This window comes from Rhodopila globiformis, from assembly GCF_002937115.1.
Classification (GTDB): domain Bacteria; phylum Pseudomonadota; class Alphaproteobacteria; order Acetobacterales; family Acetobacteraceae; genus Rhodopila; species Rhodopila globiformis.
This window is the reverse complement of sequence record NZ_NHRY01000055.1, coordinates 1-26,293: the sequence shown is the minus strand read 5'-3', so window position 1 is coordinate 26,293 and position 26,293 is coordinate 1. Positions and strand designations below refer to the sequence as shown.

General features: G+C 67.2%; 24 protein-coding genes. 7 read left to right on the top strand and 17 right to left on the bottom strand.

The window, feature by feature from the left end; genetic code table 11:
• Positions 1–221: 221 nt before the first annotated feature.
• Positions 222–782 (top strand): cupin domain-containing protein, encoded by a 561-nt coding sequence (locus CCS01_RS04740; protein ID WP_104517680.1) that lies wholly within the window; start codon positions 222–224, stop codon positions 780–782.
• 165 nt (positions 783–947) lie between these two features.
• Here the strand turns inward: CCS01_RS04740 and CCS01_RS04735 are convergent, their stop codons facing one another.
• Positions 948–3,287 carry an Orn/Lys/Arg family decarboxylase gene (locus tag CCS01_RS04735; RefSeq protein WP_104517679.1) on the bottom strand — a complete coding sequence of 780 codons (2,340 nt, stop codon included), beginning with the start codon at positions 3,285–3,287 and terminating at the stop codon, positions 948–950.
• Positions 3,288–4,314: 1,027 nt separating this feature from the next.
• Between CCS01_RS04735 and CCS01_RS04730 the strand changes: the two genes are divergently transcribed.
• Entirely contained in the window at positions 4,315–4,920 is a 606-nt protein-coding gene (locus CCS01_RS04730; RefSeq protein WP_104517678.1) for a tyrosine phosphatase family protein, read from the top strand.
• A 9-nt stretch (positions 4,921–4,929) separates the two neighbouring features.
• Here CCS01_RS04730 and CCS01_RS04725 read toward each other — a convergent pair whose 3' ends face one another.
• Both CCS01_RS04725 and CCS01_RS04720 read right to left on the bottom strand, forming a co-directional pair.
• Positions 4,930–5,673 (bottom strand): SDR family NAD(P)-dependent oxidoreductase, encoded by a 744-nt coding sequence (locus CCS01_RS04725; protein WP_104517677.1) that lies wholly within the window; start codon positions 5,671–5,673, stop codon positions 4,930–4,932.
• 20 nt (positions 5,674–5,693) lie between these two features.
• Positions 5,694–7,847: a molybdopterin-containing oxidoreductase family protein gene (locus CCS01_RS04720; protein WP_104517676.1), complete on the bottom strand. Its 2,154-nt coding sequence runs from the start codon at positions 7,845–7,847 to the stop codon at positions 5,694–5,696.
• Positions 7,848–8,044: 197 nt separating this feature from the next.
• On the opposite strand from CCS01_RS04720, the gene CCS01_RS04715 reads away from it, so the two are divergent.
• Positions 8,045–8,446 carry a TraR/DksA family transcriptional regulator gene (locus tag CCS01_RS04715; RefSeq protein ID WP_104517675.1) on the top strand — a complete coding sequence of 134 codons (402 nt, stop codon included), beginning with the start codon at positions 8,045–8,047 and terminating at the stop codon, positions 8,444–8,446.
• Positions 8,447–8,881: 435 nt separating this feature from the next.
• Here CCS01_RS04715 and CCS01_RS04710 read toward each other — a convergent pair whose 3' ends face one another.
• Positions 8,882–10,099 (bottom strand): acyl-CoA dehydrogenase family protein, encoded by a 1,218-nt coding sequence (locus CCS01_RS04710; protein WP_104517674.1) that lies wholly within the window; start codon positions 10,097–10,099, stop codon positions 8,882–8,884.
• A gap of 338 nt (positions 10,100–10,437) precedes the next feature.
• On the opposite strand from CCS01_RS04710, the gene CCS01_RS04705 reads away from it, so the two are divergent.
• A complete protein-coding gene (locus CCS01_RS04705) occupies positions 10,438–10,896 on the top strand; it encodes an acyl-CoA thioesterase (protein ID WP_104517673.1) in 459 nt (152 codons plus the stop codon).
• Positions 10,897–10,917: 21 nt separating this feature from the next.
• Positions 10,918–11,544, top strand: a complete 627-nt coding sequence (locus CCS01_RS04700) for a DsbA family protein (RefSeq protein WP_104517672.1) — start codon at positions 10,918–10,920, stop codon at positions 11,542–11,544.
• 8 nt (positions 11,545–11,552) lie between these two features.
• On the opposite strand, the gene CCS01_RS04695 is transcribed toward CCS01_RS04700, so the two are convergent.
• Positions 11,553–12,413, bottom strand: a complete 861-nt coding sequence (locus tag CCS01_RS04695; protein WP_104517671.1) for an alpha/beta fold hydrolase — start codon at positions 12,411–12,413, stop codon at positions 11,553–11,555.
• 120 nt (positions 12,414–12,533) lie between these two features.
• Between CCS01_RS04695 and CCS01_RS04690 the strand changes: the two genes are divergently transcribed.
• A complete protein-coding gene (locus CCS01_RS04690) occupies positions 12,534–13,382 on the top strand; it encodes a CDP-diacylglycerol diphosphatase (protein ID WP_104517670.1) in 849 nt (282 codons plus the stop codon).
• Positions 13,383–13,405: 23 nt separating this feature from the next.
• Here the strand turns inward: CCS01_RS04690 and CCS01_RS04685 are convergent, their stop codons facing one another.
• The 4 genes from CCS01_RS04685 to CCS01_RS04670 form a co-directional block, all read right to left on the bottom strand.
• Positions 13,406–13,954 carry a hypothetical protein gene (locus CCS01_RS04685; RefSeq protein WP_104517669.1) on the bottom strand — a complete coding sequence of 183 codons (549 nt, stop codon included), beginning with the start codon at positions 13,952–13,954 and terminating at the stop codon, positions 13,406–13,408.
• Positions 13,955–14,060: 106 nt separating this feature from the next.
• Positions 14,061–15,554 (bottom strand): arylsulfatase, encoded by a 1,494-nt coding sequence (locus CCS01_RS04680; protein WP_104517668.1) that lies wholly within the window; start codon positions 15,552–15,554, stop codon positions 14,061–14,063.
• A gap of 67 nt (positions 15,555–15,621) precedes the next feature.
• Positions 15,622–16,260 (bottom strand): YidH family protein, encoded by a 639-nt coding sequence (locus CCS01_RS04675; protein ID WP_204848141.1) that lies wholly within the window; start codon positions 16,258–16,260, stop codon positions 15,622–15,624.
• A 116-nt stretch (positions 16,261–16,376) separates the two neighbouring features.
• Positions 16,377–17,531, bottom strand: a complete 1,155-nt coding sequence (locus tag CCS01_RS04670; protein WP_158258235.1) for a GNAT family N-acetyltransferase — start codon at positions 17,529–17,531, stop codon at positions 16,377–16,379.
• Positions 17,532–18,115: 584 nt separating this feature from the next.
• Between CCS01_RS04670 and CCS01_RS04665 the strand changes: the two genes are divergently transcribed.
• Positions 18,116–18,628, top strand: coding sequence for a GNAT family N-acetyltransferase (locus CCS01_RS04665; protein WP_104517665.1), 513 nt, complete (start codon positions 18,116–18,118; stop codon positions 18,626–18,628).
• 64 nt (positions 18,629–18,692) lie between these two features.
• On the opposite strand, the gene CCS01_RS04660 is transcribed toward CCS01_RS04665, so the two are convergent.
• The 8 genes from CCS01_RS04660 to CCS01_RS04625 form a co-directional block, all read right to left on the bottom strand.
• Entirely contained in the window at positions 18,693–19,052 is a 360-nt protein-coding gene (locus CCS01_RS04660) for a hypothetical protein (RefSeq protein WP_104517664.1), read from the bottom strand.
• Between the two features lie 191 nt (positions 19,053–19,243).
• Entirely contained in the window at positions 19,244–19,507 is a 264-nt protein-coding gene (locus CCS01_RS04655; RefSeq protein WP_104517663.1) for a hypothetical protein, read from the bottom strand.
• 3 nt (positions 19,508–19,510) lie between these two features.
• The gene (locus CCS01_RS04650) at positions 19,511–21,241 is read right to left on the bottom strand and encodes an Hsp70 family protein (protein ID WP_104517662.1); all 1,731 of its coding nucleotides are present in this window, start codon (positions 21,239–21,241) and stop codon (positions 19,511–19,513) included.
• Positions 21,238–21,912 carry a nucleotide exchange factor GrpE gene (locus CCS01_RS04645; protein WP_104517661.1) on the bottom strand — a complete coding sequence of 225 codons (675 nt, stop codon included), beginning with the start codon at positions 21,910–21,912 and terminating at the stop codon, positions 21,238–21,240. The genes CCS01_RS04650 and CCS01_RS04645 overlap by 4 nt, the downstream gene beginning before the upstream one ends.
• Positions 21,913–21,939: 27 nt before the next feature.
• Positions 21,940–22,257 carry a DnaJ domain-containing protein gene (locus tag CCS01_RS04640; protein ID WP_158258234.1) on the bottom strand — a complete coding sequence of 106 codons (318 nt, stop codon included), beginning with the start codon at positions 22,255–22,257 and terminating at the stop codon, positions 21,940–21,942.
• The gene (locus tag CCS01_RS04635; RefSeq protein WP_104517659.1) at positions 22,250–24,757 is read right to left on the bottom strand and encodes a hypothetical protein; all 2,508 of its coding nucleotides are present in this window, start codon (positions 24,755–24,757) and stop codon (positions 22,250–22,252) included. The genes CCS01_RS04640 and CCS01_RS04635 overlap by 8 nt, the downstream gene beginning before the upstream one ends.
• A 463-nt stretch (positions 24,758–25,220) precedes the next feature.
• A complete protein-coding gene (locus CCS01_RS04630) occupies positions 25,221–25,415 on the bottom strand; it encodes a hypothetical protein (RefSeq protein WP_104517658.1) in 195 nt (64 codons plus the stop codon).
• A 257-nt stretch (positions 25,416–25,672) separates the two neighbouring features.
• Positions 25,673–26,095, bottom strand: a complete 423-nt coding sequence (locus CCS01_RS04625; protein ID WP_104517657.1) for a hypothetical protein — start codon at positions 26,093–26,095, stop codon at positions 25,673–25,675.
• Between the last annotated feature and the right edge of the window lie 198 nt (positions 26,096–26,293).

Below are 26,293 nucleotides of genomic sequence, written 5' to 3'. Positions count from 1 at the left end.
TGGAACGGCCCCTTCCCGCGGGAAGGGGCCGTTCCGCTGTACGGCGTCTGCGGCCAGGACGCGACAGACGGCCGAATTTGTTCTGAATTCGATATATCCCGCCTGCTTTAAGCCGTCCGCCGATCGTGCGATCGGCTTGACCCGCGCGGGGAATTTGAATACCCCGGTTATCCTGCTGCCCCCGAATACAATGCTGGCGATAAGAACTCGGGAGAACGTCAATGGATCGTCTCGAATTTGAATCCGAATTGCGGGCCGAAGGCTATCGGATCGTCAACAGCAGCCTGAAACCCAACCTGCACGTCGGCAATCACTGCCATGACTTCGACGCCAAGCTTATGGTGCTCGGCGGCGAACTCACCATCACCCGGGACAACGCGCCGGAAACCCTCCGTGCCGGACAGTGCTGCATGGTGCCGGCCGGCTGCATGCACGCCGAAGACGTCGGGGCCGAGGGCGTCGCCTACATTTCAGGCCGCCGGCGGAATGGCGGGCCGCTGACCCGCGAGGCGTTCGAAAGCGACCTGCGCCGCGAAGGTTTCGAGGTCATCCACGGCGGCCAGCAGGCCAACCACGCCGGGGACGCTCATGCGCATGACTTCGATGTCCGGATCATGGTCCTGGGCGGAGAAATCACGCTGATCCGCGACGGCAAGCCGGAAACCTTCCGCGCCGGCGACCATTGCGAAATCCCGGCCGGCTGCATGCACGCCGAGCAGGTTGGCCCGGAAGGCGTGGCCTATATCGCCGGCAAGGCCTACCGCCGCGGGCCGATGAACTGAGGCCGTGGCCGGGCGCCGCCGGCGCCACGACGCACGGGCCGTAAGTTGCGCGCGCGCAGCGTCGTGGCGGCTTCGGCGGCGCGGCCAGCCCGGCAGCGCTGTTCCGCCTGATCACCGCCGGTTCAGCGGACCCGCCGATCGGCGTGGCGGGCAGCGTCCCCAGCATCAGGGCGCTGTCGTCACATATGTAAACATCCGCGTCGAGCCGTCCGGCTGCTTCTCGCGATAGACGCCCTGCGCCTCGTTCTCAAAGCCCGGGAACAGGTTCGATCCCTGCTCGAAGACCTTCAGGTAGTCGATCATCGGCCGTGCCCGCTCATCCAGGCGCTCGCCCGGGATGATGGTTGCGATGCCGGGCGGATAGACCACCCACAGCGTGGTCGCGACCTGGCCGTCGAGTTCGTCCAGCGGCCGGTACTCCACCTCGTTCCTGACCAGCCGCCGAACCGCCTCGTCCGGGCGCATCGCCAGCGTCGGGAAATGTTGCGGACGGAACTGCGCGCGCTGCAGCGCGCTGGTGCCGTGGTCGCGGTAGAAGGCATGCATCTCCCGGCACAGGTCGCGCAGCCGCAGGCCGCCGTAGCGGTCCGGGCGGCGGCGGACGAACTCGGGGATCACCTCCTCCAGCCGCGCGTTGTCGTCGTGCAGGCGCTTGAAGAACACCAGGGCGCTGAGCAGCGTGCCGGCCTTGCTCGACTCAACCCCCGGCGTCAGCAGGAACAGGATGCTGTTCAGGTCGTTCTTTTCGGCAACGATCTGGTTTTCCCGCAGGTACTGCGCCAGCACCGGCGCCGGGATGCCATACGCGCCGTAGTGCCCGCTGCCGCGGTCGAAGCCCGGCGTCAGCAGCGTCAGCTTGTTGGGATCGGTGATCGCATAGCCGTTCGTGACATGGCGGAACCCGTGCCACGCGGCGCCGGGCGACAGTTGCCAGTAGCGCGCATCGGCCGCGAGGTCGTCGGTGGGCACGTCCTCCCACGCCTTGACGACGCCGTCGTGCTCCACCCGGTCGGGCACGAACGGCTCGAAAAACCATTGTCGATCGGGATCGGATTCGCTGGTGGCGAACTCGCGGGCGAGGTGGCGCATCTTCCTGCGCAGCTCGATGCCGAGCCGGATCGTATCGTCCCACAGCACCTCGCCCTGCCGCCCCTTCATCATCTGCGCGCCGACGTCGAGCGAGGCGAACAGCGGATAGAACGGCGAGGTCGAGGCGTGCATCATGAACATCTCGTTCAGCCGCCGGTGTTCCAGGCGCCGGCGCTGGCCTTCGATGTGGCGGTCCCTGACGTGGATCTGGCTGGCCTGGCTGAAGCCTGCCAGTTGCTTGTGCGTCGATTGCGTGGCGATCACGCCGGGCGCGTCGGGCCCAAGCCCCTCCAGCCCCATGGCGAAGCGGCCGCGGTAGATCGGGTGGAACTTCATGAAGCCGGCCCAGGCCTCGTCGAACAGGATGTATTCGCACAGCGGACCGAGCTTTCGCAGGATCGTTTCTGCGCAGTAAATAGTGCCGTCATAAGTGCACTGCTCGATCACCGCCACTCGGAACGGACGCGGCCTGCGCCAGGCATCGGGATCGGTGACCAGCGGATGCCTGCGGATCTTCTCGCGGATCGACTCCTCATCCAGCGCCTCGTAGTCGATCGGCCCTATCAGTCCTTGGACGTTACGATCGGTTTCGAGGAAGACGGGAATGCCGCCGCCGAGATACAGCGCGCCGTGATGCGCGGCCTTATGGTTGTTTCTGTCGAATAACACAAGGTCGCCCTGCGACACCAGGCCCTGCAGCACGATCTTGTTCGAGGCCGAGGTGCCGTTCAGCACGAACCAGGTGCGCTCGGCGCCGAAGATCTTCGCCGCTTCCTTCTGCGCCGCCAGGGCGGGGCCTTCGTGCGTCAGCAGGTCGCCGAGGTCGAGCACGGAATTGTCCAGGTCGTCGCGGAACACCGCCTCGCCCAGGTGCTGCACGAAGATGCGGCCGATGGGGCTGCGGGCGTAGAAGACGCCGCCGTTGTGGCCGGGACAGGTCCAGAGCTGATTGCCTTCCTCGGCATAGTCGACCAGGGCGCCGAAGAACGGCGTGCGCAGCGTCTCGGCATACGCCTTCAGGCGGCTGATCAGGTGCTTGGCGATGAAGTCCGGCGTCTCCTCGGCCAGGAACACGTAGCCGTCGGCCTCCTGCAGGACGGCGACCGGGATGTCCTCCAGCCGCTGGCGGCGTACCAGGATGATGATCGGCATGTCCAGGCCGCGCTTGCGGATCAACGAGACGAGGCCGGCCATCTTCCCCTGCGGCCCGCGCTTGCCCCAGTCCAGCAGGACGCAGCCGACGGCGACATCGGCCTGGATGACGAGTTCCGCGTCCTCGGCCTTGCGGGCGCGAATGACGGCATAGCCGTCGCGTTCGATCTCCTCGACGATGCTCTGGACGCGCTGGCCTTCCAGGGCCGTCGGGTTGAACGCCGGGGCGCAGATCAGGAACTTGAAATGACGCGAATACTCCACTGGCGCACCTCCGGCGTCGGACGGTGGTGCTGATAGCATCGAATTGATCGCCGGCAACGATCCAATTTTGTGACATTTGCCCCGGGCGCCGCCGGCCTGTCATGGCATTGATCGCGGCAGGCGGCAAATCGCTGGCCATGAACTTGGCGTCTTGGCGTTTCATCGGTTCCGTCCACCGCACGAACCACCGACAAGGCGCACCGTCACTGCCCTGCCGCAATCATGGACCGTACGCATGATCATCGTCATGGCGCCTCGTGCCTGCCTCGGTCGCCTCATTGCGATACCTGTTGGCGCCAAACGGCACGAAGGCGTTCATGCAGTACCCGTCCAGACCCCATGACGGCGCGGTCAGCGACGTGCGTCCCTGTCATGGCCGGTGCTTGCTGCGGCCGACGATGGTTCACCACAGAGACACAGTGACACAGAGATTGCAACGAAGCCGTCGGCGGCGCGGCGCTTCTGATCTCTGTGGCTCTGTGTCTCCTATGAAAATGCGGACCCACAGGCGCCAATGGCAGGGTGGGGCCAGGTCGTTTCCTCATCGTCATGGCCGGGCGTGTCCCGGCCATCTGCGCACGAACGGCGGGGGGGTGGATGGCCGGGACACGCCCAGCCATGACGGAGAGACAACGGACCTTTCGCCCATTTTCGGCCATCGCGGTGCCGGCGCGCCGGCTGGCTAACTCTGTGGTGAAGTCCGCGGATTTTCCGCCAGTACGACATCGCCGATCGGCCGCCAACGCCGCAGCCAGGCGCTGCGTGGACGTGACCTTGCCGCCCGATAGACGGCATCCGTGCCGCCATTGGCTGTCGCTGTCGATCCGGCACATTCGTCTCAACCCACCTGCCGTTTGCCAACGCGTCCGATCTTGCGGTTGTCTCCGCACATTACTTTCCGTAAATCAAATGACACAATGTAACGCCATCGAGTCATGTTTCATGCAACGTTAACCACTGGAATTCCCATTGCGGTTATCATGGCGCTGCGTCAAAGTTTACAGCACAGTGGATCGCGATCTTGCGAATGCCGTCAACAGATACCTTCGCGCCGTTCAGGACCAGCATCTGCGGCCTCGAGGAACTGGCCGGCCATTGCCGGAACCGGGTCAGCCATGTCCTGTCCATTCTCGACCCGGACTGGCCTGTGCCGGAAGCGTTCGGCGCATTCGGCGAGCACGCGAAGCTCGAACTGCGCTTCCATGACGTGATCGAGCCGGATCATCCCGGGGCCGCCGCGCCGCAGGAGGCGCACGTCCTGCAACTTCTCGCCTTCGGACGCGACCTGCTGCGTGAGCCGCGGACGGATGCGCACCTGCTCGTGCACTGCCATGCCGGGATCTCGCGCTCCACCGCGTCGATGGCGCTCCTGCTTGCCCAGGCGCTTCCCGCGGTTTCCGGCGCGCGCATCATTGACGAGATCCTGCGCCTCCGCCCGCAGGCCTGGCCGAACCTGCGCATTCTGGAAATCGGCGACCGACAGCTCGGGCGGGACGGCGACCTCGTCATGGCGGCGAGCAGCCTCTACCGCACGCGGCTGGCGGTTGACCCGGACCTTGCCCGGCAGATGCAGGCCGGTGGACGAGGCCGGGAAGTGGCGGTGGCCCTCGGCCAGAACACCCTACGCAAATAGGGCTACCCGTCACCACGTTTCGCCGAACGGCCGGATCTCCATCTCGAACGTCCAGGCATCACGCGGCTGCCGATAGAGCTGCCAGTAGGCTTCCGCCACCGCCTCCGGCCGCATCAGGCGGTTCGGATCGAGGTTCTTCAGCGCCTCGTCCCCCTCGCGCTGCCTGATCCGTTCGCGCACCCACGCGGTATCGACGCCGGAGTCGATGACCAGGTGGGCGACGTGGATGTTCTTCGGCCCCAGTTCACGCGCCGCGCTTTGCGCCACCGCGCGCAGGCCGAATTTCGCGGCGGCGAAGGCGGCATAGCCGCTGCCGCCGCGCAGACTGGCGGTGGCGCCGGTGAAGAAGATCGCGCCCCGCCCCCGCGGCAGCATCAGGCGCGCGGCCTCGCGCCCGGCCAGGAAGCCGGAGTAGCACGCCATCTCCCACACCTTCCGGAACACCCGCTCGGTTGTTTCCAGCAGCGGGAAGTTGACGTTCGCGCCGATGTTGAAGATGCAGACGTCCAGCGGCGCCGCCGTCTCCGCCTCCTGCAGGAAGGCGGTGATGTCGTGCTCTTTCCTTGCGTCGAGCGAACGGCCGGTTGCCCGCCCGCCGGTCGCCTCGATTTCCGCCAGCAGCGGCGCCAGTTTTTCGCCGTTCCGCCGGCCGGCGAAGACGGTGAAGCCCTCGGCGGCGAATTTCCGCGCGATGGCGCCGCCGATGAAGTCGCCTGCGCCGATCACCGCGGCCGTTGCGTTCCTGCGTTCCATGCCGGGTCGTTTCTCCAGTGCTACTCGGCGGCCATTGCGGCGCCTGCCACGACCATTTCGGCCAGCGTGTCGGAAAACACCGGCGCGCGGCCGAAATCCGCATAAGATGCGGGATTGAGCGCGTTGACCGTGGCGCCGCCCCGGCTGAGGCTGCGCCAGTATCCCATCGGCGCAACGATCACCCCCGGCATCACGTCCTCGGTCACCTTCGCCACGGCCTCGACGCTGCCGCGGTCGTTGAAGATCCGCACCGGGCTGCCGTCGCCGACGTTGCGCGCGCGGGCGTCGGCCGGGTTGACCAGCACGACCTGCTCCCCGGCGTGATGAAGCTGGGCCGGCAGGTTGCCGTAGGACGAATTCAGGAAGGCGTGGCTCTTCGGCGAAATGACGTTGAGCGGATACCGGCCGGATGTCGCCATCGGTGCTTTTTCACGCGACGGCGTATAGGCCGGCAGCGGATCGACCGGGTCGCCCGGCTGGAATTCATTGGACCCCTGGCGGAACAGCGGCAGGACGAAGTTGCCGCCCGCCGCCATCGACGCCTTGAACTCGCACTTGCCCGATGGCGTCAGGAAGTTGCCCTCGGCGTGCGGCAGATAGGTTTCAGGCGTTCCGACAGCCAGCCGCGCCCAGCCCTTCTGCTTCAGCAAATCCATCGTGATCCCCTGCATGGCCGGGTGCGTCCAGTCCAGGGCGTCCAGCGCCATGTCCTCGTCGTTGCGGATCCAGTGCGGATCGTCCAGGCCCATGGTCCGCGCAAGCCGCCGGAACAGCTCGGTGTTGGGCACCGCCTCGCCCAGCGGTTCGATCGCCTTCTGGTTCAGCGTCAGGTACAGGTGCCCCCAGGAGAACATGATGTCGAACTGCTCCAGCTGCGTCGTCGCCGGCAGGACGATATCGGCGTATTGTGCCGTGTCCGTCAGGAACTGCTCGCTGACGACAGTGAACAGGTCCTCGCGCTCCAGCCCCTTGACGATCTTCTGTTGCTCCGGCGAGACGACGACGGGGTTGGAATTGTAGACGAACAGCGACCGGATGGGTGGATCGAGCGGTTCCTCCTGCATCAGGGCCGCCCCCAGGCGCCACTGGTTCAGCACCCGCGTGCCGGACGTGATCCAGTCGGGCCGCATCAGGTTCTCCCATTTCACCGGAAACGCCCAGATCGGCAGTTGCAGCATGCCGCCGCCGATGCGCCGCCAGGCGCCGACCAGCGCCGGCAGGCAGGCCGTTGCGCGCACGGTCTGGCCGCCGCCGGCATGGCGCTCGATCGCCACGCCGATGCGGATGACGCTGGGCTGAGTCGTCGCGTACTCGCGCGCCAGGGTCCTGATGTCGTCGGCCGGAATACCGGTTATGCTTGAAACCAGCTCTGGTGTGTAGCTGCCGGCGCGCTGCTTCAGTTCGTCGAAGCCGACCGTGTACTGCGCCACATAGTCACGGTCGACGAGATCCTCGTTGATGATGACGTGCATCATGCCCAGGGCGAGCGCCGCGTCGGTGCCCGGGCGGATCGGAATATGCCAGTCGGCCTCACGCGCGGTGCGCGTCCTGACCGGGTCGATCACCACCAGCTTCGCGCCGTTCTGCCGCGCTTCGGCGATGAACGGCCAGTGATGCAGGTTGGTGCTGATGGTGTTGCAGGCCCAGAGGATAATGTATTTGGAGTATTTGAAACTTTCCGGGTCCATGCCCGGGGACGGGCCGATCGTCATGAAATACGCCGTGCACGAGGCGGAATCGCAGAATGTCCGCTCGCTGATCGTGGCGCCGAGCCGGTTGAAGAAGGCGTCCCCGGCATTCAGGCCGTTCAGGATTCCCTCGGTGCCGAGGTAGCTGTACGGCAGGATAGCGGCCGGCCCCGATTCCTCGATGATGTTCGACCATCGCTGCTTTATCGTGGCCAGCGCCTGGTCCCAGGTGATCCGTTCGAACCGGCCGCTGCCCTTGGGCCCCGACCGCCGCATCGGATACAGCAGCCGATCGGCGCTGTAGACACGCTTTTCGTAGTTGTTGACCTTCACGCACAGGCCGCCGCGGGTGAAGGGATGATCCGGATCGCCGCGCACGGCCAACGCCCGCCCGTTGCCGACCGTTACCAGCATGGCGCAGGTATCCGGGCAATCATGCGGGCAGGCAACGCGGACAAGGCTGGTTCCGCCGGCGTCTGCGGTCATGGCAATTCCTCCCGTTGGACAATGCGCATTTTGCGATACTTCGGACGCTAGGCTGTGATCGGCTGCAAGATCAATCCATATCGGTGGCAGGCCGTTCGATCGTGAACGCCGCGCCACCGGCAGCCGTGCAGCGCGGCCGGTCAATCGCTCATTCCGGCCCCTTTTCAATGTCACGCGCGGCTGCTATACTACCAAACATGACCGTGACCCTGCCCGCCGACTACAAGCCGTCGGACGCTGAAGAATTCATGAACCCTTTGCAGGTGGAATACTTCCGCCGCAAGCTGCTGCAGTTGCGCGCGGACGCCGAGCGTGAACTGGCCGCAAATCCCGCCGCCGGCGCGGATGATGCCCTGCGGGAGGGCGATCAGGCCGACCAGGCGAGTGCCGCGGTGGACCGGGAATTCGACATCGTCAACCGGGAGCGTGCCCAGGCTGCGCTGCACAAGATCGATCAGGCGCTCGCCCGGATCGACAACGGCTCCTACGGCTACTGCGAAGATACCGGCGAACCGATCAAGCTGCGCCGGTTGGATGCGCAACCGACCGCCACGTTGACCACCGAAGCCCAGGCGCGGCGGGAACGGCCGGGAAGCTGAGCGCCGCCCGTGTGCGGCGGCTGGTGCTGGACCCAACCGTGCCGCCGCGGCCCTGGCCCTCACCGTCATGGCCCGGCTTGTCCGTATAGGCGCTGACTCCACGGGGAGCAGGGGCACGGCCGTTGCAGCGCCGTCATGGTGGGCGCAGGCCCACCATCCACGCCTTTTGCCGATACCACCACCGTAAGGCGTGGATGGTGGGCCTGCGCCCCATTGGCGTTAAAATAGGGCTGGCTGTTGCCTCCTCGTCATGGCCCGGCTTGTCCGGGCCACCTATTCCAGCACTGTGCCGCGACAGGTGGCCCGGACAAGCCGGGCCATGACGGAATGGCAAGCATCGTGCCGCCGCCACGCTATTTTAACGCCAATGGGGCCTGCGCCCGCCATGACAATGAAGGAACGCCGTCGCCCCGTCTTGACCGACCCGCGTCCGCCCTACCGCAGGCGCGACCCGGGGTCCATGCCTAGGTAGACCCGCCCGCAGATCGGATACCATTCCGGCGCGACCGTCACCGTCTGCCCCACGACATGCAGGTCGCGCCAGCATTCGGCCAGACGGCTCTCGCGCTTGAACGAGGTGCTGCCGCCATGCCGGTACACAAGGTCCATCGCCTCCCGCGCGCTGTCGGCGGCATAGGTCGAGGCCAATCGGCAGCGGGCGCGCTGCTCCAGCGTGGTGTCCCCGCCGGCCGCAATGCTGTTCCACAGATCGGCGATCGTCGCGCTGCGATACAGGCGGCCGGCGTTCAGGATCGCGTCGGCCCGCCCGACAGCCTCCTGCACCTGGGGGTTTTCGCACAGCATGCCGGTCCGGCCGCGCGGCGTCTTCTCGCCGGCCAGCGCGATCAGCGCATCGATCCCGGCCCGCGCGATGCCGGTGATCACCGCGCTGTGATGCGGGCCGACCCAACACTGCGTTGGCAAGGCGTAGGTGACGCCGGGCCAGCGCGCCCACTGGTTGTCCAGCGGGGCGCCGGCGTGAACCATGCACCGCCGCTCCGGCAGGAAGACGTCGTTCACCGTCCAGTCCAGGCTGCCGGTGCCGCGCAGCCCGGTCACGTCCCAGCTGTCCGGGATGATCTCGGCTTCCGCACGGGGAAACAGGCCACGCCAGAACAGCGGGCGCCCGTCCGGACCACGGCGCGGCTGGCCGGCGTCGAGGATCTGGAAACTGCCCAGCATCCAAGCGGCCTGCTGGCAGCCGCTGCCGAAGGTCCAGTGCCCGCTGACGCGGTAGCCACCCTCGACCGGCACCGCCTGTCCGCCGCCCTGCACGGCGGTGCCGGCAACGACCGCGGGACCGCGCCCGTGGATCTCCCGGACGCCGTCGTCGGGCAGGCCCAGGGTGACCAGTTGCGCGATGCCGTTGTTGGCGATGTTCCAGCCGACGGAGCCGCAGGCCTCCGACAGCACCTCCACGGCGCGCAGGTAGGTCAGCGGATCGGCCTGCATGCCACCCAGCGAGGACGGGACCACCATCCGGTAGAGGCCGGCCGCGTGCAGCCGCGCCAGCAGGTCCGGCGGCATGCGCTGCTCATGCTCGATCTGCGCGTGGCAGCCGCGGAGCACCGGCTGCAGCGCGAGGGCGGCCCGCACCAGGGGTTGCGCGTCGACATCCGCCGGCAGGCGGATCGGTTCGGCGATTGCGTCCATTGCTTCCTCCTGCGGCTGCCGTCGATGCGGGGGAATGCCCTGTCAGCGCCCGGTCCTCCGGCCGAGGCCACGACGCGATCACGGTTGTCCGGAGGTGGTCCCGAACCGCGCATCCGAACCTGGTGCTGATGGCTGTTCATCCGCTTCCCGATGGCGTCCCCGCGTTTCCCGGACAGCACTTGATCAGACAACGCGGCATTTCCGCAAGCCGCGCACGCCAGCAATCCGCTGCACGACCGTCATGGCTCGACACCATCCGGCGGCGGCGCGGTCGCTGTCCATTCGCGCGGCGGTCGGGTATGGAGACGGCATCGCCAACGTTCAGGACCGACGCATCGATGACTCGCCACCCGCCCGGGAAACGCGCCGACTACCGCTGGTTCCACACCATCACCACCCGCTGGATGGACAACGACGTGTTCGCGCATGTGAACAACGTCAACTACTTCTCCTACTTCGATACCGCAGTGACACTGTATGAAATGACTGAGCAGGTTGTCGGCCTGCTGGAAGGGCCGGTGCATTGCGTGGTGGCCGAGGTGGCGTGCCGCTACCATGCCTCGCTGGCGTTCCCCGACGTGGTGCATGTCGGCATCCGCGTCGCCAGCATCGGCCGGTCGTCCGTTCGGTACGAGATCGGTGTGTTCCGCAACGATGAGGATGTCGCCTCGGCCGAGGGGCACTTCGTGCATGTGTTCGTCGAGCGCGGGGCGCAGAAGCCGGTGCGGATTCCGGACGACGCCCGGGCGAAGCTGGAACGGATCGCGGCGACGGGTGATCTTCTGAAGGACCAGTAACGAACCGGACAGGGAGGACACATGGCCGGCACACAGGTGGTCGTTGCTTATACGGACTACAAGAGTCCCTACGCGTTTCTGGCCAAGGACCCGACCTACGAGCTGGAGCGGGACTGCCCGGTGCGGCTCGACTGGCGGCCCTATATCCTGGACATCCCGAGCTACCTGGGCTCGGCCCGGGTGGACAATGCCGGCACGGTGCTGGAACAGGACCGCAACGCCCATCAGTGGCGGCGGGTGCGCTACAGCTACATGGATTGCCGCCGCGAGGCGCGGAAGCGCGGCCTGACCATCCTTGGTACGCAGAAGATCTGGGATTCCGCGCTGGCCGCCGCCGGGATGCTGTACGCGCAGCGGATCGGCGACGCCGTGTTCCGCCGCTACCACGACACCGTGTTCGAGCGGTTCTGGAAGCGCGACCTGGACATTGAAAGCGTCAACGCGCTGGCGGCGGTGCTGTCGCAGGCGGGCGCGGACGGCGCCGGCTTCGCCGTGGAAGCCGATGCGCTGCGGGACGAGGCCGTGGCGATCAGCCGCGCCGCCGAGGCCCGGGGGGTGTTCGGCGTGCCGACCTTCGTGGTTGCAGACGAAATCTTCTGGGGACGCGAGCATCTGCCGGAGATCCGGGCGATGCTGGCTTCGGCCTGAGCGGAGGGTCAGGCCGGGTAGCGGCCAAGGTGGGCCAGCATCAGGGCGGTGACGCGGCCGGGGACCTGGTCTGACGGATAGTGGCCGACGCCCGGCAGGATTTCGAATTGGTATGGTGCGGCAATGAAATCGCCGGTGCCCTCGGCCGCGGCGCGGCCCACCGCGTCGTCGGCGTCGCCCCAGATGTAGAGCGTGGGGACCTTTGTCGGCCCCGCCGGGTCGTGGCGGACGCCGCGGGCGCGATACCAGGCGAGCGCCGCCTCCATCGCCGGCGGATTGCCGATGACGGACAGGTGCTGCTCGATCTTTTCCGCCGGCACGCCGTTGGCCTTCAGGCGAGTGCGCAGCCAGCGCGCGTCGTCGGCGAGGTTGTCCGGGCCGGCCTGCGGGTCGAGGAACCGCGTGTGGTGGGCCGAGCGGCGTTTCTGCTCGCCGTCCGGCAGGTCGATGGCGCGGTTGAAGGCCAGGGGATGCGGGCGGGACAGGATGGTCAGCGAGGCGATGCGGCCGGGATGCGCGTCCGCGAGGTGCCAGGCCAGGCTGCCGCCCCAGTCGTGCCCGGCGAGGTGGAAGCGGCGGTCGCCATGGCCGAGCCCCGCGACGATCGCCAGCGCGTCCGCCAGCAGGTGCGGGACTCGATAGCTGGCGTGATCGGCCGGGTCGGGCCGGGCGCCGGGGGCATAGCCGCGCTGGTTCGGCGCCACGGCGAGATAGCCCGCCTGCCCCAGCGTTTCCACCTGGTCGGACCAGAGGAAGCGGGAGACGCCGAAGCCGTGCAGCATCAGCACCAGCGGCCCGTCGGCAGGGCCGGCGACGGAGGTGTCGAAGGCGAGGCCGGGGGCGGTCTGGATGGTGCGCGTGGTGAGCATCGGGACCCTGGACGCTGTGGGTGGCGGACCACAGCATTGCGGCGCCGGCGGGTCAATGTCGGCCCCCCCTGTCGCGTCATCGGACGGCGTTGGCCGTGGCGCCCTACTGCAGCCATATTAGTGGCGACAACCGACCGGATCATGCGCCGGGACAGAGGTGGATTGATGCAGCGACGATTCGTATTGCGGATCGCAATGATATGTGTGCCTCTGCTGACCGCCTGCGCATCGATGGCGCAGGGCATCGCGCGTGAACGCAATGCTCTCTGGCACGTGGTGCATAATGTCTGCGTGCCGGATCAGCGGATATTCGCAAGTCCGGTCCCTTGCACCGCGGTCGATCTCGCCGCCGGCTATGCGATCGTCAGGGACCCTGATCCCTTTGCCCAGACGCACTTCCTGCTGGTCCCGACGACTCGCATCAGCGGGATCGAGGACCCTGTGCTGCTCTCGCCGGATGCGTCGAACTACTGGGCGGAGGCCTGGCGCGCCCGCCGCTATGTCGACCAGCGTGCTGGCCGGGTCCTCGGGCGGGATGAACTCAGCCTGGCGGTCAACTCGGTTTACGGGCGCACCCAGGATCAGTTGCACATCCACATCGATTGCATCAAGCCGGCCGTGAAGGCTGCGCTGCGCGCCCATGCCAGGGCGATTGGCCCGCACTGGACGCCATTTCCGGTTCTGCTGGCTGGCGAACCGTATCTCGCCAGGCGGATCGACAGCGCCGATCTTTCCGGAGTCAATCCGTTTCGCTTGCTGGCCGGACTTCCCGAAGCCCGCGCGGCCATGGGTGAAGAAAGCCTGGTCGTCACGGGCGAAACCGGCGCGGATCGGCGCCCGGGATTCATTCTGCTCGCCGGACGGACCAGCCCGGACCGTGGCAGCAAGTGGGGTGAGGCGCTGCAGGATCACCGTTGTGCCCTGGCACAATCCCCCGCACGGCGCGTTGAATGGCCCCCGGCATCGTGAGAATGCTTCGCCAGGCCGCCATGTCAGATCTGGCCGGGCGGCGCCACCGGCGTGCGCCGATCGGCCAGAAACAAGCGGACCAGGGTGCGGCCACCCAGCACCTCGCCAAGGTTCTGGAATGCGAAATACGGTATCAGGATCAGCAGCATGATCAGGCAACTCGCAGCCACCTGCAAAGGCGTTGGGCCCGCGACATGGGCGAGCGAATCCACCAGCGCTCGCTTGTGGATCAGGCCGACCAGCAGCTCCTCGGCCGTGTCCAGGACCAGCAGCAGCAACAGGGTCAGCACCGACTGGTACAGCGTAGGCCAGATCAGCGCCTCGTTCCGGAACCGATGCTGGCCAATGTGCAGGGCCCGCCCGACAAGCATGAACTTGGCAAGAAGCAACGACTTCACGAGGGCGATGCCCCACATGTCGAAGCTGATGCCCGCGTCCTGCAGCACCGCGGTCTTCTGCAACATCAGGGCGCCAAGGCAGACATAGAGGTAGGCGGTCAGAACCAGGAGTTCCTTGAATTCGTCGAGCGCTCTCTCATGCAGTGGGATCTTGGCTGCTGACTGCTCACCCATGGCAATCTCCACGATGAATCCGTGACCTGTGAAGCCCCTTGCGCCCGGCAGGGCCGCAAAGCAGCCCTGCCGATATGCAACGGGTCCGCAACGGCCCCTTCCCCGCCTAATGGTAGCCGCTGCCGGATGCGTCCTGCATCTGCCGCAGCACGGCGTCCAGGTTGAACGCGGCGGGCTTCTGGCGTGGCGGGAACTTCATGAATCCGTCAATCTGCTGCGCGACGATCGCCTGCATCTCGTACAACAGGTAGGCATGGGCGATCACCCAGTCCCAGTATGTGTTCGAGTTCTCGTCCGCCCGTTCGAACGGATCACGCCGCAGGTTGAAAATCTTCGGCGCCCGCAGCTTCACGAACGGCTCGAACCAGCACATCAGCTGTTTGGCTCTCTGCTCCATCAGCACCACTTTCCAGTCCCCCATCCGCAGCGCCAGGATGTCGCCGTCGTCGCTGATGTAGAAGAAGGACTTCCGGGGGCTTTCCTCCGCCTCGCCGGTGAGATAGGGCAGCAGGTTGAAGCCGTCGATGTGGACCTTGAAGGTCTTGTTTCCAACCTTATGGCCCTCGAGAAGCTTCGCCGGGATGTCCGGATCGCCCGCGGCAGCCAGCAGAGTGGGCAGCCAGTCCTGGTGCGAGGCGATGTCGTTCAGCACCGTGCCCGGCTTGATCCTGCCTGGCCAGCGCACGAAGATGGGCACGCGCCAGCCGCCTTCCCAGTTGGTGTTCTTCTCGCTGCGGAACGGCGTGATCCCGCCATCGGGCCAGCTGTTGTAGTGCGGGCCGTTGTCGGTCGAGTACATCACGATCGTGTCGTCCGCGATGCCCAGTTCGTCGAGCTTGGCCAGCATCCGTCCGATGTTCTCGTCGTGGGCGACCATGACGTCGTTGTAGTCGCCCTGCCCGCTCTTGCCCTTGTGCTTCTCGGCGCAATGGGTCCTGAAGTGCATGGCGGTGGTATTGTACCACATAAAGAACGGCTTGCCTTCCTTGTGGACTTTGTCAATGAAGCCGAGGGCGTGTTCGGTGACCTCGTCATCGATGGTTTCCATGCGCTTCTTCGTCAGCGGGCCCGTGTCCTCGATCCTTTGTCCGCCTTTGCCATCCGCCCAGGCGTGCAGCACGCCCCTGGGGCCGAACCGCTGCCTGAAGGCCGCGTCCTTCGGATAGTCCGGGCTCTCGGGCTCTTCCTCGGCATTGAGGTGGTACAGGTTGCCGAAGAATTCGTCGAAGCCGTGCATTGTGGGCAGGAACTCGTCTTTGTCGCCGAAATGATTCTTGCCGAACTGGCCGGTGGCGTAACCCAGCGGCTTCAGCAATTCCGCGATGGTCGGATCTTCCGCGCGCAGCCCGACATCGGCGCCGGGCATGCCGACCTTGGTCAGGCCGGTGCGGATCGGGTTCTGCCCGGTGATGAAGGCGGCACGGCCGGCGGTGCAGCTTTGCTGGCCGTAATAGTCAGTGAAGGTCGCGCCTTCGTTTCCGATGCGGTCGATATGAGGGGTCCGGTAGCCCATCTGGCCACGGTTGTTGTAGCTGATGTTCCACCAACCGATGTCGTCCCCCCAAAGGATGAGGATGTTCGGCTTGCCTGATCGAGCCATATCGCTATCCCTTTTCTTGCTAAGGCGGAAGAAAGATCACGGCAGACGCAGTCTCTGGCGCAGGCAGCTAGACGAGACGCAGCAGCACTGCGGCAAAAGCATACAGGCCAATGCAGACGAGCAGAACGGCAACCGCGACAACCGGCGATTTCATCCCGTCCCGTTTCAGCCCCGCGATCGGCACGAACATTTCGTTCCACATGTAGCGAACGGTCCAGACGTATTGCCAGATCGACACCAGCAACGCGAGGACGCCACAGGCGATCAGCGCCAGTCCCAGATACAGCGGCCCGCGTGGAAGAAGCGCCGGTTGGGCGCCGGAAAACTGTTGCAGATGCTCGAAGAATTGCACGATCGCGAAGCCGAAGCCGATCAGCGAGACGGCCGTTCGCAGCCAGGACATCATCGTACGCTCAAGGGCGAGACGCGTGCGGACCCAGGCCATGTGGCTGTCCGCCGTCACCCGCGCCTCGAACCGGCCGCCGATCGGCGCGTGTTTCGTCGTCCCGGAATCGCTCATGGCCGGACTGCGCAACGGCAGCCAGCATCGCCCATGCCCGTATCGATCGGCCGCATCGAAAACAGGTTTGATATCAAAATACCTTCTCCCGCTCCGGGAGTCCGTCCCCGGGATGTCGGGTCTTGAATGCGCCCATGAGCCTGACACCGGGATCGCGCCCTGGCTATGCAGAAACAGAAGCCGCATCGCCGATCGGCGAGACCGGGCGATGACCGCTGCGGGGCGGGCACGGCGGTCTCGGTACACCGCGGCGCGGAATGGTCCAGACGCGCAAACGCTGCCAGGACGCGCCGTGCGCCAGGCTACCGGTAAGCGGATGCTGACCGGAGCCCGCCGATGACGGCCAGCAGCCGATCCTTCAGGGCCACGATGTGCGTGCGCAGGCGTGGGTTCTTCAGGGCCTGCCGATAGATGCGCGTCATCATTGCGTAACAGAACAGGACGATGCAACCCTTGCGGCTCGGGCCGTGGCTGTAGGCATGCAGGGACATTTCGGTATCGGTAAAATCCTTCTTGTACGGCTCGTCACCGCGGGCAAGATCGAAAGTTTCAATCCCTTCGGCGATGCACCATCTGACGATCTCCGCCATCAGCAGGCGTCCGGGGGACAGGCGGGCCCAGGGACCGGACTCGTGGGCCGTCAGCAGCCCATAGAACCGATTGCCCTGCACCATGCCGACCTCGGTTGCCACGACCACATCCTCGATCCATAGGCGCGCAACGAAAGGCGTGGCGGCATCGAGGCGCGACCGCAGGATCTGACGGTAAAATCGCTCGACGCTCGCGCTCATGAAGTCGTTGCCATAGCGTCTGCGTCCCCACGCCAGCGTCAGGTCGAGCGTCCCAAGCATCTCCGTGGGATCGGCGACGCGTTCGAGGCGCACCGGGTTGTTGCCCGCGCCGTTCCGGTAGAGACGCGCCGCTTTGCGGAACAGGGCCGACTTGTGCGCCTTTCGGTATGATTCGAAATTATCTGGCAGCGGCGTTGCCGCGTGGGCGCAGCCGACGCTTACCGCGCCACGCAGCGTGACGAAGGGGTTGGGGGCGCCCGCGACCGTCGCCGGCATCCCCGAAAACCAGATGATGTCGACGGGCGGCAGCCGGCGCAGGATCATCGCCCAGAGTTCAGCGAACGCCGCAGCGCAGCAGGAAGTGGCGAAGGCCCGGTCGATCAGCGGCGCCTTGTAATCGGACTCCTCGCCCCCCAGGAAGCCGAGCACGCGGCATCCGTGCAGCCGCCGGATGCCAAGCGGGATGAGCATCAGGGTCTGTCCCGCGGTATTGCTGACCTGAACCAGGGCGGGGGTAATGCCCTCTGGGATGCCGACTGTCGCATTCCAGACCACCAGCCAGTCGAAGCACTGAAAGACGTAGCCGGCCAGTTCGCGGCTCGCGCGGCGCCACAAAGCCTCGATCTGCGCGAGGTTGTCGATGACGTTGATCCGCAGTTCGTCCATTACGCTGACCTTCAACTCCTTCCGACGAACCGACCGCCGCGGCTGCCTGTCCTCGTGGGCGTGCCAATATCCGCTGTGGATCTGTGCCGCACTGTCGTCACTCGGCAACATCGAGTAAGGCTGCCTCTACGCGACGGAGCATGCCTGATCCAACCCGCTCTGGACCGTTACTGGAATCACATCTGCGGCATTAGCGGCCGGGCCGGTACGCGGGGTCACGGCACGTTGGCAGACGCAAGGCGCGAGGCCTGGCAAGCCGCGCCGCCGTCCAGCCGCTACCGGCCGGGCGCCGCGGGCGACGGCAGAGAATCCGGCCACAAGAGTCGTGCAGCGGAACGATGCACTTGCCACTTCGTATCTTTGTTGAAACATTTTCCCGGAGCGGGCGCGCTCCGGCCCACTTCTGCTCGCGTTTGGCAACAATGGGAACCAGGCCTTGGGCGCTCCGGTGAGGTTCAAACCGCTCGGCCGTGCCCGCGTCCGCCTCGACGACAGGCTGCCGATCCACGCACCGACCAGCGGCACCGTAGGCGAGGAACATTCTTTCGGTGCCGATCACAACCGCCCCGTGCTAGGAGGCGGCAATGGCGAGAACGATCGACCCGCACGACGCGCTGATGTTGTTTCAGCAGGCCCTTTCCCGTGGCGAGATACCGCTTCGGCGCGGGACTGTCGACCAGGAACTTTTCTGTTGTATCGACCATCCGGACGGCAAGGCCCGATTGTCCTACATGCGGATCGAAGACGGCCTACTGACCACGCTGGTGATGCTTGCAGACAATGGTTGCATCGACGGGAAGCCGTGCTTTCAGATCGGATACGCGGTTCCCGAAGCCTACCGCAACCAGGGACGCGCGCGGAGCGCCGTGAAGGTCGCCATAGCCGACGTGCGCCACGAGCTTTCCCGGGTGGGAGTCCCGGCATTCTACGTCGAAGCGTTCGTTGGGATCGGCAACGAAGCGTCCCAGCGCGTCGCCGTGGAAACCATCTCGCCCAGGCCGGTTGCCGTGACGGACGAGTTGTCACGGCTTCCTGCCTTTCGTTACGTTCGAAAGATTGAAACCGGGGCTGTTTCGGCGCCACCCGTGGACGGATAGCCGGCAACCGGCCCGTTGCGCCGTCATGGGGCGGCGCAGGCACGCAGCCCGGTCGTCCGCCATGTCAGGCTCTTCCGGTATTGCCGCAGTCATCCTCCCACCAGACCCGAACGTCAGGGTGATACACGCGCACCAGGGCGACTTCCTCGAGCGAAAGCTTGAGAACGAGCGGCAGATCCGGGTGAACGTCCTCATGGATGATGTAGTCGGGGACGCCTTTGATCCCGTGGGCACGGCAGGTCGCCAGCACCGCCAATCCCTGCTGGTCGCAGTAGAACCTGAACGCATTGGAGCGCAGGATGCGGGCGATCCTGTCGCTCCCGTCATCGTGGAACTCGAGCCATCCCAGTTGCACGGCGAACGTCAGTGAATTCCGAATGCGGGTATCGGCCATCGGCGCAGCATAGCGATCAATGATTTCCAAATGATTAATTCGACTGTGTCAGTTTCCGCCTAACACATTGAAATTACGACGTTTTCTCGCAAACTAGAGCTCCCATAACCCATTGATAACATTGACTATCTCTCAGTTTTTGACACAGTCAAATTAAGGACCTGTCCGCGAACAACCGCCGCATGTGGCGCAGTCATGGAGAGCCCGGCCGCACGATGCCGTCATGACGACGGGACGGTTCGCCGCGGCCACGCTTCCACAAGCCGGCGCAGGACCCGGGTTTCCGGCGTCGCGTGAACCGTCAGCGCGCGCCGCAGCAAGCGTTCGGCCGTGCCGGTGTCGTCAAGCGAGAGGCGATGGAGGGCGGCGTCGACCAGCATCCGCCCCTCGCGTTCCGCGCGTATCGCCGACTGCAGCTCGGCCCGGCACCGGCGGCAGGTCTCGGCGCCGTTCAGCGCGGCGCGGCAGACCGGACAGCGCTCCATGCATCAGGTCTCCAGGTAGAACAGCAGGTCCTGCAACTGCCGCTGCCCCTGCTCCAGGGCGGCGCTGTCGCCGCTGGCCCTGGCGTCCCTGATCGTCTCGATCAGGTCGATGATCTCCGCCCGGTCCTCCTCGCCGGCCTGGTCGAGCTTGCCGCTCGCCTTCGCCAGCAGGGCGTCGACCGCCGAACCGGCGCCACCGGCCGAGGCATCCTGCTCCCGGCCTTCGAACAGCGAGCCGATGCGCTCGCGTGCCTGGTCCAGCTGGTCCTGGTCGAAGCGCGACACCGCCTTGTCGATGGTGATGCGGCGTTCCAGGCCGGTCTTCTTCTCGCGCGCCGACACCTGCAGGATGCCGTCGCGGTCCAGGGCCAGGTCGATGATCACGGTGTTGCCGGCCGGCACGTCGCTCAGGCCGTCGACGCGGAACTCGCCGATTTTGATGTTCTCCAGCGCGTCTGGGTTCTCGCCCTGGTAGATGAGGATCTGGACGCTCTTCTGGCCGTCGACGACGGTGAAGAACGCTTCGCTCCGCCGCACCGGTATCGGCGTGTTCTTGGGGATGATCGGGACGTATTGATACGGGTAGAGTTCGCCGTTCAGCTCGCCCAGCGCGCTGGTGCCGAAGGTATAGGGGGTGACGTCCACCAGCACCGCCGACACCTCGGTGCCGGCGATCGCGGCCCCCTGGATGGCCGCGCCCATGGCGACGCACAGGTCGGGATCGACCTCGCCGCGGGGGTCCTTGCCGAATACCTCGGTCAGGCGGCGCCGGATCAGCGGGGTCCGGGTGGCGCCGCCGACCAGGAGGATCTCGTCGACCTGCGAGGACACCAGGTGCGCCGATTCCAGGGCGATGTGGATCGCGCCGAGCGTCTCCTCGATGAACGGCGTGATCATCTCCTCGTACTCTTCCCGGCTGATTTCCAGGTCCAGGTTGATTGCCTTGCCGCCGATCTCGGTCAGGTATTCCTCGGCGATCCGGGCGAAGGGATGATCCGAGAGCTGCTTCTTGGCGGCCTCGGCGCTGCGCAGGATCCGCGCCATGGCCCGCGGCTGGCCCGAGACGTCGACCTCGTGCTTCAGCTTCAGGTGCTCGAGCACATGCTCGACCAGCTTGTGGTCGAAATCGTCGCCGCCGAGCTGGTTGTTGCCGTGGCTGGAGATGACCTCGACCACCCCCGCCTCGATCCGCACCACCGAGACGTCGAAGGTGCCGCCGCCCAGGTCGTAGACCAGGATGCGCTTGCCCTGCTGCTGCGCTGCCTCGTAGACCAGCGCCGCCGCGGTGGGTTCGTTGATGATCCGCACCACCTCCAGACCGGCGATTTCCCCGGCCTCACGCGTTGCCTGGCGCTGCGCGTCGGAGAAGTAGGCCGGCACGGTGATCACCGCCTTGCGGACCGGCTGGCCGAGCCGCTGCTGCGCGGTTTCCTTCAGCCGCGACAGGATGATGGCGGAGATTTCCTGCGGCGAGTAGTCGCGCTCGCCCAGGTGCACGCGCGCGTCGCTGCCCATCTTCCGCTTGATCGACCGCACGGTCCGTTCCGGATACAGCAGGAACTGGTTGCGCGCCTCCTCGCCGACGAGCAGGTCCCCGGTTTCGGACAGCCCGACCACCGACGGCAGGATCACCCGCCCCTGCGCGTCGGCCAGCACGTCCGGCCGGCCGTTGCGGTAGATGGCGATTTCGGAGTTGGTGGTTCCCAGGTCGATTCCGACGATTTCGTCCGTCATGTCCGTTCTCCTGTCGCGTCGCCGCTGCGGCTGACGACGACTTCCGCGGTCCGCAACACCTGGTCATCCCATAGGAAGCCGGTGCGGACCTCTTCGATGATGGTTCCCTCGGCCACGGACCGGTCCGCCGACAGGGCGACGACGCGCGCCCGCCGCGGGTCGAACGGCTGGCCGATCAGGCGCATGGCGACGATGCCGCGGTCGAGCAGAACTTGGTCGAGCCGGCGCACGATCATGCGCAGGCCGTCCTGCCATTCCTGCCCGCCTGTCCGCTTCCGGCGCAGCAGCCGGGCGGCCCAGCCGGGGCGGGCGGCGGCGGCCAGGGTCAGGGCGGCGAGCAGACGGTCCCGCAGATCGACGACGTCCAGCAGCAGCGGGCGCAGGGCCGCGCGTTCCCGATCCCGCGTGTCGGCCCGGGCGCGGTCGAGTTCCTGCTGCACGCTCGCCTGGCTGGTCCGCAGCAGGTCGAACACGCCGCGGAACTGGTCCAGCGCGTCCTTCACCAGGCGCGATTCGGTGCGCAGCTCGCTGCGCAGCCCCGCCAATTCGACGAACACGGAATACAGGTCCGTGGTTTCACCCGGGTCTTCCGGCGGCTCCGGCTCGTCTTCCACCGTGTCCAGATAGGCGCTGAACCGGCTCAGCAGCGCCTGCTTCATGTTGTCGTCCACCTTGTCTCCTCGCCCGCGACGGGGACATCAATCCGTCAAGGTCCGCATGACACCCTCGGTCAGCAGGGCCGCCACGGTCCGCTTCGCCGCCCGTCCCGCGCCGGGCGAAGCGGCCTGCAAGGTGACCGCGGTCAGCCGGGACAGTGCGGCTTCGTTGGTATGCAGCAGCTTGGTCTCCAGCCGCTTCCGCTCGTCGATGAGTGCGTCGTACGCCGCCCGGTACTCCCGGAAGCGATCCGGGGCGCGGTCGGGCGGGAAGTCGCGCACCAGGGCGAGGTAGCGCTGCCGGATCTCGGCGTCGCCGGCATCCTCGGTCACGCCGAGCACGGTAAACGGATCACGCATCGAAAAACTGGCTCCTTCGCGCCCTTCCATGCCGCCGCGGGCGGTCGCCGGCAAGCGCCTGGTCCACCAGCGCCTCGCTCAGCATGCGCATTACCGCCTCGGGCATGTCCGGCGCCAACGGGGCGACGCGCATCTCGGCGACCATGGCCGCCACAGCCGCGTCGCGGCCGAGATCGTTCGCCAGCGCGCGCAATTCCCTGGCGGTGGCCTTGGGCATGTCGCCCATCATCGACAGGAGAACCGCTGTCAGATCTTCCGCGTCGATTGCCTCCATCGCGGCGGCCGTGGCCCGGTTTGCGCGGCGCGGGCCGGGGCGGCCTCCGCCCTCCAGATATTGGGTGACCCGCCGGGCGGTGTGGAAATCCTGCCGCCTGGCAGCGGCCTCGGCCATCGCGAACAGATCGTCCGTTTCGGCCGGGGTGAGGCGATCCGCCTTGGCCTTGGTGCGGGCAACGATGGCGTGGAATCGCCATGTCGGATTCGTGGGATCGCGCCTGCTGGCGGCCCGGGCGTAGTCCGACAGCAACTGGAAGGCGTCGAAGCGGGCAAACGCCTCGCCCAGGGTGTGGAATTCCGCCTCCGGCCAGTCGAGCGCGGCGCCCTGCTCCAGCCACACCCGCACGCCGGCCAGCAAGTCGGTGACCGTGCGCTTGTTCTCGCGCGCTTCCGGCTGGCCCAGGGTCGCGACGATCGCCATGACCACCTCTTTCGCCGGCGGGGTCGCGCACGCCGCGTCCAGTTCCTTGCGCAGCCACGCGAGGTCGGCGCCGGGGAGCTTCATCAGCTCGCCTTCGAGCCGGGCCCGGAACCAGCCGGCGACGCCGCCGCCGGCGAGCGCCACGCCTTCGCGCACCCAGGCCTCGGCTTGCTCGCGCGGGCCGGTTTGCAGGCCGACCAGCCCGCGGGCGATGCGCAGCTGCCCGCTGGGGGCGTCCGGCCGTTCCCATTCGGCCGCCGCGGCCAGTTCCTTCGCCGCCAGGTCCGGATGCTTCGCGCGCATCTGCTTGCGGGCCTGGGCGACCTGCAGCTCGATCATCTGGCGGCGAATGCCGGGGTTGATCGGGTTGATCTGCAACAGCCGGCGGGCGAACCCGGCCGCCTTCTTGTAGGCCTTGCGCGCCGCCGCGGACTCGGTCGCCTGCAGCAGGATCTGGCTGTCCTCGGGGAAGCGCTGGACCGCCTCGTCGGCCAGCCGGTGCCAGTCCTTGGTCCGCGACTCCGCGCGGTAAAGCCCGATCAGCTCCAGGATGGCGGGGATGTGGTCGGGATCGGCCGCGTAGCTGCGTTCCAGGTAGGAGATGACGGGATTCTCGAACGGGTTTTCGCCCTCGACCTCCTCGTGCACCTGGGCGAGATGCGCCAGGTGCCGGTACACCACCGCCTGCGACAGCCTGGCCAGCCGATCGGCGGGGCTGCCGGCGAAGTTTGTGGCGACGTCCTGCCAGGACCATGCCGCGGCCGCCCAGTCGCCACGTGCCTCCGCCGCGAGCGCCTTGACGCGCATGCGCTCCGGCTCCCGCAGCGGCCCGAACTGCCGTTCGAACTGCGGCAGCCGATCGGGGATCTGCGGCAGGAGGTTCAGGCAGGCGCTGCGGACCTCGGCCTGGGGCAGGCCGGACTGCCGGGTCAGGAAGCTGAACAAGGCCCCCGGGCCGGCCTGCGCGGCCTCGGCGGAGCGGGCCAGGAACTGCGCGGTTTCGGCGGGAAGGCCGCGGGTTTCGGCGACGAAGGCCTGCTGGGCGGGGGTCAGGCGCTCCCAGCCGGCGGCGTCCAGGGCGGCGGCCTGGAACACCGCCGCCTCCACCGCCTGGCGGAACGGGTAGAACGCCGAGGTTGGCGGAATCGTCGCCAGCAGCTGGCGCACCCGCTCCTCGTCCACCGGCAGGCTGGTGAGGCCTTTCAGCAGCAGGCGGATCGGCTTGAAGGCGGAGCGGAGCGAGATGCGGTTGAGGTGCGGCTCGATCGCCTCGGCGGATGCGCCATCGATCCAGGCGGCGAGCGCGTCGCGGGCGGCGGCGGCGAGGTCGCGCCAGCGGGACGATTCGGAGGACGCGCCCTGGGGCAGCGCGGGAAGCTCGGGGACCGCCAGGAGCAGGGCCGCCGCCATATCCTCGAGCGCGGCCCGGTCGGGCGCCGGGGCGGCGTCGCTGCCCAGGCAGCGTAGGGCATAGGCCGCGGCCTTCGATTGCTGGCCGTCGCGCAGCAGGCACGTCAGATAGAGCCGGGAGTCGCGCACGGTTCCGTCGGGGGCGATGGTGTTCTCCAGCACCATCGCGGCTTCCTTGAACATGGACTTGGCCGCCATGGCGCGGGCGCGGCCGCAGTAGGCGTCGGCGAGCGAGTCCTTCCAGTCGGGCCGCGGGTCCTGGCGGACCAGCTGCTTGAAGAGTTCGACGGCCTCCTTGAATTTCTCCTGCGCCAGCGCCTCGGCGCCCCGTGCGGCCAGGACATCGGCAGGAGCGGAGGTTGCGGGGAAACCACGCCGCTGGGGTTTGCTCACAGGTGAATTCTCCATACAGCTTGCAACCGGCTGACGTTCGGATGCGTCCACCAGAACGGCGACTTAGGTCGCTCGGGGCCGTTTGTCAGGCCCCTGGGGGCAGCTTCGCACGTTCGGCGCGGGTGCGCGATCCCCTGTTTCGGGCGCGCAATCGGGTGGGGACCGCTCTTGCGCTGTCGATGCCGGGGTCTGGCTGGAGCCCTTCCTCGGCGCGACTGGCCGCAGGACGCAGCCGATCATCCGGTGGCACGAGGGGTCTGGCAGTTCAGCGGCTTGGTCTGGCTGATACCGCGGTGCTGTTGCTGCGGCTACCCCGGCAGCCCGGGTTGCGGCGTATCGAGGATCGCCGCCGCGGCTTGACGATGTCCCCGGTCCTGGTGGGGAGCCGCGATTTCACCGGTATCCCGTCGTCACCCGGATCGGCGCACACATTTGTGCTGCCGTGCCGGGCTTCCGGGGCGAATTACGCCTGGCGGGCGCGAGTCCGGGCTTCGATCCGGTCTGCCACGGCGTCCAGTTCCGCCAGGACGCCGGCCAGCGGCACGGTACGCCCGGCGGCGACGTCCTGGGCGCTTTCGGCCATCGCCGCGCGCAGGTCCCCCTCGGTCGGCATGGGTGGTGCGGCTTCGTCCGGCGGAGCGTCGTAAGGACGGTCCATCAGCGGTCTCCTGTCCTGGCCATTGCCTTATACTATGGCGGCGGTCCCGGTGGAAGACGGCCGGGCCGGCGGGGCGGTCCGCGTCGCCCGTCGCAGCCGGCGCGGGAACACGGGCTGGCGCCGGTGGCGGCGGCGCAGCCGAGGCCGGAGGCCGCGGCCGCCCGGGGCCATGCGGACGCTGCCGGCCGAGCGGCCGATGCCGGGATGGCGCGCCAGCTTGCCGCCGGCCGCGCCGCGCGATCGGCCGCCCGGGGGCGTCAGGGTCCGAACGCGGCCGCCGCGGTGGCCGACCCCACAGCCGCCTTGGGCGGGCCGCCGGCGGACAGCGCCTGCATGAGCGCGCTGGCGCTGCGGCGCTGGGAGCGGTCCGGGGGGAAGTTCAGCGTCCCGTCCGGTCGCGTCGGCGGCTGGGCGTTGGCGAGGCGGTTGCGGCAGGCGTCGATCGCCGCCTGGGTGCGGCGGAGCATCTCGGCCGCTTCCGCCTCCGAGATGTCGGCGGGCGGGTCCGCCGCCGGTTGCGGGGTTGGTTTGCGGGCGCCGGGGGAGTCGCAGGCCAGGCGCCTGTCGAGCGCGTTTTGCGCGTAGCGGCAGGCGCGGCTGAGGCTGTTGGCGCAGCTTCGGTAGCGCAGGTGCAGGGTGGGTGAGAGGTCCTGTTCCTGGATCTTGACGCGGGCCAGCATTTCGAGCGCGGCGAAGCTGTTGGCGATGATCTGGACGGCGTTGAGAGGTCGGCGCGGGTCTGGGCGCCGTAGGAGGCGATGGTTGCCTCCATGGCGGCGCGGGCGAGGTCGTAGTCCTTGGTGACGCCGGCCCAGTAGGGCATCAGGAAGGCGGCGAGGCGGTCCGCGAAGGGGCCGGGGGTGAGGGAGCGGTTGGGT

Coding starts and splice junctions, on each gene's coding strand:
- CCS01_RS04640 (WP_158258234.1), bottom strand. CDS start 22,257: ATGCGTGATCCGTTTACCGTGCTCGGCGTGACCGAGGATGCCGGCGAC.
- CCS01_RS04720 (WP_104517676.1), bottom strand. CDS start 7,847: ATGACCGCAGACGCCGGCGGAACCAGCCTTGTCCGCGTTGCCTGCCCG.
- CCS01_RS04730 (WP_104517678.1), top strand. CDS start 4,315: ATGCCGTCAACAGATACCTTCGCGCCGTTCAGGACCAGCATCTGCGGC.
- CCS01_RS04705 (WP_104517673.1), top strand. CDS start 10,438: ATGACTCGCCACCCGCCCGGGAAACGCGCCGACTACCGCTGGTTCCAC.
- CCS01_RS04685 (WP_104517669.1), bottom strand. CDS start 13,954: ATGGGTGAGCAGTCAGCAGCCAAGATCCCACTGCATGAGAGAGCGCTC.
- CCS01_RS04695 (WP_104517671.1), bottom strand. CDS start 12,413: ATGCTCACCACGCGCACCATCCAGACCGCCCCCGGCCTCGCCTTCGAC.
- CCS01_RS04725 (WP_104517677.1), bottom strand. CDS start 5,673: ATGGAACGCAGGAACGCAACGGCCGCGGTGATCGGCGCAGGCGACTTC.
- CCS01_RS04650 (WP_104517662.1), bottom strand. CDS start 21,241: ATGACGGACGAAATCGTCGGAATCGACCTGGGAACCACCAACTCCGAA.
- CCS01_RS04710 (WP_104517674.1), bottom strand. CDS start 10,099: ATGGACGCAATCGCCGAACCGATCCGCCTGCCGGCGGATGTCGACGCG.
- CCS01_RS04630 (WP_104517658.1), bottom strand. CDS start 25,415: ATGGACCGTCCTTACGACGCTCCGCCGGACGAAGCCGCACCACCCATG.
- CCS01_RS04675 (WP_204848141.1), bottom strand. CDS start 16,260: ATGCGGCTTCTGTTTCTGCATAGCCAGGGCGCGATCCCGGTGTCAGGC.
- CCS01_RS04665 (WP_104517665.1), top strand. CDS start 18,116: ATGGCGAGAACGATCGACCCGCACGACGCGCTGATGTTGTTTCAGCAG.
- CCS01_RS04670 (WP_158258235.1), bottom strand. CDS start 17,531: ATGGACGAACTGCGGATCAACGTCATCGACAACCTCGCGCAGATCGAG.
- CCS01_RS04625 (WP_104517657.1), bottom strand. CDS start 26,095: ATGCTGGCCCGCGTCAAGATCCAGGAACAGGACCTCTCACCCACCCTG.
- CCS01_RS04740 (WP_104517680.1), top strand. CDS start 222: ATGGATCGTCTCGAATTTGAATCCGAATTGCGGGCCGAAGGCTATCGG.
- CCS01_RS04680 (WP_104517668.1), bottom strand. CDS start 15,554: ATGGCTCGATCAGGCAAGCCGAACATCCTCATCCTTTGGGGGGACGAC.
- CCS01_RS04700 (WP_104517672.1), top strand. CDS start 10,918: ATGGCCGGCACACAGGTGGTCGTTGCTTATACGGACTACAAGAGTCCC.
- CCS01_RS04715 (WP_104517675.1), top strand. CDS start 8,045: ATGACCGTGACCCTGCCCGCCGACTACAAGCCGTCGGACGCTGAAGAA.
- CCS01_RS04655 (WP_104517663.1), bottom strand. CDS start 19,507: ATGGAGCGCTGTCCGGTCTGCCGCGCCGCGCTGAACGGCGCCGAGACC.